The sequence below is a fragment of the Mesorhizobium sp. M7A.F.Ca.MR.362.00.0.0 genome, from assembly GCF_004023175.1.
GTDB lineage: Bacteria > Pseudomonadota > Alphaproteobacteria > Rhizobiales > Rhizobiaceae > Mesorhizobium.
Genome location: NZ_RZTF01000264.1, coordinates 1,680 through 6,059 on the forward strand (window position 1 = coordinate 1,680; position 4,380 = coordinate 6,059).

A 4,380-nucleotide genomic window follows, 5' to 3' on the forward strand; every position below is an offset into this window, starting at 1 on the left:
ACGCCAATGGCGATGACCGGAATGCCGGCGTCCTTCAGGATCGGCATCGCCGCCTCGATCGCCTCGGTGCAGAGAAAGCCGACCACGACATTGACCTTGGCAGCGGCGAAATCCCTGGCAGCAGTAGCGCCGCCATCGGCGGTGCAGGCGTCATCCACGGTCTTGAGTTCGATGCCGTTCGCTTCGGCCGCCAGGCCGGTGCCGGCCTCGATCTGCTTGCCGAGAATGGCAGATGGTCCCGATAGCGGTGCCGCGACGCCGACGAGCAGCGTCTGGGCATCCGCGGCACTGGCCAGAAACAGCCAGAACAGCGCCGCTATTGTTCTTGTCCTGGGTCGCATTCGAGCGATGGGTCCCTCCGTGCCGGCTCTATGCTCCTGGCACTATTGCCGCCAAGACCTAAAGGCTGCCCGGCCTTGGTGCAACACGGGAATTTCGGGATATGGCTCAAGCACTTCGCTTGTGGCGGGCTATATCTGGCCATATATGTCGGTAGGATCCTGACCATGGAAAAAATACGGTGCTGAAGAAGAACGACATTGGGCCGCAGGCCTATCGCGACGCGATGAGCCACTTTGCCGGCCACGTCCATGTGGTCACCACCGACGGGCCGGCCGGCAAGCGCGGCACGACGGTGATCGCCGCCTGTTCGGTGTCGGACACGCCGCCAACCATCCTGGTCTGTCTCAACCGCGAAAATGCCAAGAATGAGCTGTTCGTGAAAAACGGCAGGTTTGCCCTGAACACGCTGGCCTCGCACCAGGAGCCGCTGTCGGTCGGCTTTTCCGGCATCACCGGCCTGCCGGTCGAGGAACGTTTCGCGCTTGGCGAATGGGATGTGATCTCCACCGGCGCGCCGACGCTGAAAGGCGCGCTTGCCGTGTTCGACTGCGAATTGATCGACACCAAGGATCTGGCCACCCATCGTGTGCTTTTTGGCAAGGTGACAGGTCTGCGTATGGGCGATAATTTGCGGCCGCTGATCTACCACGCCCGCGGCTACCACGTTCTGGACAGCGGAGCGGCGGCGTTCACGGAGAAAGAATGACCGAGCTGAAACCGCGCGCCGCGCCACGGACGATCGACGAGACGCTCGATCTCCTGACCGGTGCGGACTATGTGGCGGACCGGTCGCTGGCGACCGTGCTGTTCCTGTCGTTGCGTATGAAGCGGCCGCTGTTCCTCGAGGGCGAGGCCGGCGTCGGCAAGACCGAGATCGCCAAGGTGTTGGCACAGGCGCTCGGTCGCCGGCTGATCCGCCTGCAGTGCTATGAAGGCCTCGACGTTTCGTCCGCCGTCTATGAGTGGAACTACGCCGCGCAGATGATCGAAATCCGCATGGAGGAGGCAGCCGGCACGGTCGAGCGCTCCGCCATGGAGCGCAACGTCTTTTCCGAAAAATACCTGATCCGCCGCCCGGTGCTCGATGCGCTGACCGGAAAGACGGGCGCTGCCCCGGTTTTCCTGATCGATGAGCTCGACCGTACCGACGAAGCGTTCGAAGCCTTCCTGCTCGAAATCCTGTCCGACTTTCAGGTGACGGTGCCCGAACTTGGCACCATCAAGGCGGAAGAACCGCCGATCGTCATCATCACCACCAATCGCACCCGCGAAATCCACGATGCGCTGAAGCGGCGCTGCCTCTATCACTGGGTCGACTATCCCAACGCCGAGCGCGAACTCGAGATCGTGCGCCGTAAGGTGCCGCAGGCCAACCAGCGGCTTTCGGCCGAAGTGGTCTCCTTCATCCAGAAGCTGCGCCAGATCGAATTGTTCAAGGTGCCTGGCGTCGCCGAAACCATCGACTGGGCCGGCGCGCTGACCGAACTCGACAAGGTGGCGCTCGATCCGGAAACCGTCTCCGACACGATCGGCGTGCTGTTGAAATACCAGGACGACATTGCCCGCATCGAACAGGGCGAAGGCCGGCGCATCCTCAACGAGGTGAAGGCCGAGCTTTCGGCGGCGGAGTAGGCGATGCCGCGCCCCGAGCCGAAAGAGGCCATGCCGCACGGGCGGATTGCCGACAACATCGTCTATTTTGCCCGCACCTTACGCAAGGCCGGCATGCGGGTCGGGCCGGCCTCGGTCAAGGACGCCATCGAGGCGGTGCTCGCCGCCGGCATTGGTTCGCGCGACGATTTCTACTGGACGCTGCACGCCGTGCTGGTGTCGCGGCATGAGGATCACGCCACTTTCGACGAAGCCTTCCGGCTGTTCTGGAAATCGCGTGAACTGATCGAGAAGATGCTGGCTATGTTTTCGCCGGTGGCACCCGACACCAGGGAAAAGCAGAAGCCACGCGCCGCTGAAAACCGGGTCAGCCAGGCGATGTTCGAGGGCCACCAGAAGAACCAGCCGCCACAGGAAATTCCCGAGATCGAGGTCGACGCCCGCTTCACTTTTTCCGGCAACGAGGTGTTGCGGGCCAAGGATTTTGCCCAGATGAACGCCGCCGAGATGGCCGACGCCAAGAAGGCGATCGCCGAACTGCGGCTGCCTTTCGACATGGTGCGGACCCGGCGCTTCAAGGCCGATGCGCATGGCCGCCGCATCGATCCGCGAGCCATGATGCGTTCGGCCGCGCGCACCGGCGGCGAACTGATCCTGCCGAAATTCCGCTCAGCCCGCGAAGTTCATCCGCCTTTGGTGGTTCTGGCCGACATTTCAGGCTCGATGAGCCAGTACACGCGCATCTTCCTGCATTTCTTGCATGCACTGACGGAAAAAAGGCGTCGCGTGCACACCTTCGTCTTCGGTACCAGACTGACCAATCTGACCCGGCAGATGCGCCATCGCGATCCCGATGCAGCACTTGCCGACTGTTCTGCGGCGGTCAAGGACTGGTCGGGCGGCACCCGCATCGGCGACACACTTGCCGAGTTCAACCTGATATGGTCGCGGCGCGTGCTGGGGCAGGGGGCGGTCGTGCTTCTGATCACCGACGGGTTGGAGCGCGACGATGTCGACGGCCTGTCGGAGGAAATGGAGCGCCTGCACAAATCCTGCCGGCGGCTGATCTGGCTGAACCCGTTGCTGCGCTTTGGCGGTTTTCAGGCGCGCGCCCGTGGCGTCAAGGCGATGCTGCCGCATGTCGACGAGTTCCGCTCGGTGCACAATCTCGATGCGCTCGCCGATCTCTGCGCGTCATTGGACAAGAAGTCGGCACAATCCGTCGATCCGCGCCGATGGCTGGACGCTGGCGCGAGGCACGCCGCATAACCATATCTTTCCCACCCGGAAAACAGATCCCGAGAAAAACAGACTTCTGGAGAAACGGTCATGGAAAACAGCATTTATCTGGATGAGGCCCGCGACCCGCTGATCATCGCGGAGGGCTGGATGAAGGACGGCAAGGACGTGGCCATCGCGACTGTGGTCGAGACCTGGGGTTCGGCGCCCCGACCTGTAGGCAGCCATCTGGTCATCGACGCCGACGGCAATTTCCACGGCTCCGTCTCGGGCGGCTGCGTCGAAGGCGCTGTGGTCAGTGAGGCCATCGACGTCATCGACAGCGGCAAGGCCAGGTTGCTGGAGTTCGGTGTTGCCGATGAAACCGCATGGCAGGTCGGCTTGTCCTGTGGCGGCCGCATCAAGGTGTACGTGGAAAGACTGGGCTGATCTCGGATGGATCCCTACGCCTTAAAAATTTTGAACGCCGAACGACGAGCTCGCCGTGCGGCGATCCTTGTCACCGATCTCGGTGACGGCCGCGACCGCATCGTGCGCGAAGGCGATCAGGTCGCCGGCGATCTCGGCGCTGCCATTGCCAAGGCGTTCCGCACCGGCAATTCCGGTTCGGTCGAGGCAGAGGGGAGGACTTTCTTTCTCAACGCGCATCTGCCGCAGCCGCGTCTGGTCGTGATTGGCGCTGTCCATATCAGCCAGGCGCTGGCGCCGATGGCGAAGATCGCCGGCTATCCCGTGGAGATAATCGACCCCCGCACCGCCTTCGCCACGCCGGACCGCTTTCCCGATGTGGCGCTTCATGCCGAATGGCCGGAGGATGTGCTGAAGCGCCAGCCGCTTGACAGCTACACCGCACTTGCCGCCGTCACCCATGATCCGAAGGTCGATGATTTCGCGCTGAAGGCCGCGCTTGACGCCAACTGTTTCTATGTCGGGGCGCTGGGTAGCAGGAAGACGCATGCGAAGCGGGTCGAACGCCTGCTGGCGCTGGGCGCGAGCGCCGATCAGATCGCCCGTATCCATGCGCCGATCGGGCTCGACATCGGTGCTGCCAGCCCGGGAGAGATCGCCGTTGCGGTGTTGGCCCAGGCAATCCACGCCTTCCGCTCGCGCGGTCTCGATGCCTCCGCATCGGCTCCAAAATCGAAATCGACTTTGGAAAAGCACGATGCGTAGATTCAAACTAGCAGA

The 4,380-nt window shown here is 62.9% G+C and carries 6 protein-coding genes (1 of these 6 cut by a window edge); 5 read left to right on the top strand and 1 reads right to left on the bottom strand.

Translation table 11 applies throughout. The annotated features are described in order from the left end of the window. Positions 1–341: the 5' portion of a branched-chain amino acid ABC transporter substrate-binding protein gene (locus EOC06_RS25820; protein WP_128309108.1), read on the bottom strand. Its footprint begins 715 nt before the window's first position; the window shows 341 of its 1,056 coding nt (coding positions 1–341); its start codon is at positions 339–341; its stop codon lies off the left edge, out of view. A gap of 179 nt (positions 342–520) precedes the next feature. Between EOC06_RS25820 and EOC06_RS25825 the strand changes: the two genes are divergently transcribed. The 5 genes from EOC06_RS25825 to EOC06_RS25845 are packed head-to-tail and all read left to right on the top strand — an operon-like array spanning position 521 to position 4,365. Beyond that, positions 521–1,048 carry a flavin reductase gene (locus tag EOC06_RS25825; protein WP_095791541.1) on the top strand — a complete coding sequence of 176 codons (528 nt, stop codon included), beginning with the start codon at positions 521–523 and terminating at the stop codon, positions 1,046–1,048. Further along, the gene (locus tag EOC06_RS25830) at positions 1,045–1,974 is read left to right on the top strand and encodes a MoxR family ATPase (RefSeq protein ID WP_127327566.1); all 930 of its coding nucleotides are present in this window, start codon (positions 1,045–1,047) and stop codon (positions 1,972–1,974) included. The genes EOC06_RS25825 and EOC06_RS25830 overlap by 4 nt, the downstream gene beginning before the upstream one ends. Positions 1,975–1,977: 3 nt before the next feature. After that, positions 1,978–3,222: a VWA domain-containing protein gene (locus EOC06_RS25835; RefSeq protein WP_128309109.1), complete on the top strand. Its 1,245-nt coding sequence runs from the start codon at positions 1,978–1,980 to the stop codon at positions 3,220–3,222. A gap of 60 nt (positions 3,223–3,282) precedes the next feature. After that, the gene (locus EOC06_RS25840; RefSeq protein ID WP_128309110.1) at positions 3,283–3,621 is read left to right on the top strand and encodes an XdhC family protein; all 339 of its coding nucleotides are present in this window, start codon (positions 3,283–3,285) and stop codon (positions 3,619–3,621) included. A 6-nt stretch (positions 3,622–3,627) separates the two neighbouring features. Further along, positions 3,628–4,365, top strand: a complete 738-nt coding sequence (locus EOC06_RS25845; RefSeq protein ID WP_128309111.1) for an XdhC family protein — start codon at positions 3,628–3,630, stop codon at positions 4,363–4,365. Positions 4,366–4,380 lie beyond the last annotated feature (15 nt).

Coding starts and splice junctions, on each gene's coding strand:
- EOC06_RS25830 (WP_127327566.1), top strand. CDS start 1,045: ATGACCGAGCTGAAACCGCGCGCCGCGCCACGGACGATCGACGAGACG.
- EOC06_RS25835 (WP_128309109.1), top strand. CDS start 1,978: ATGCCGCGCCCCGAGCCGAAAGAGGCCATGCCGCACGGGCGGATTGCC.
- EOC06_RS25840 (WP_128309110.1), top strand. CDS start 3,283: ATGGAAAACAGCATTTATCTGGATGAGGCCCGCGACCCGCTGATCATC.
- EOC06_RS25845 (WP_128309111.1), top strand. CDS start 3,628: ATGGATCCCTACGCCTTAAAAATTTTGAACGCCGAACGACGAGCTCGC.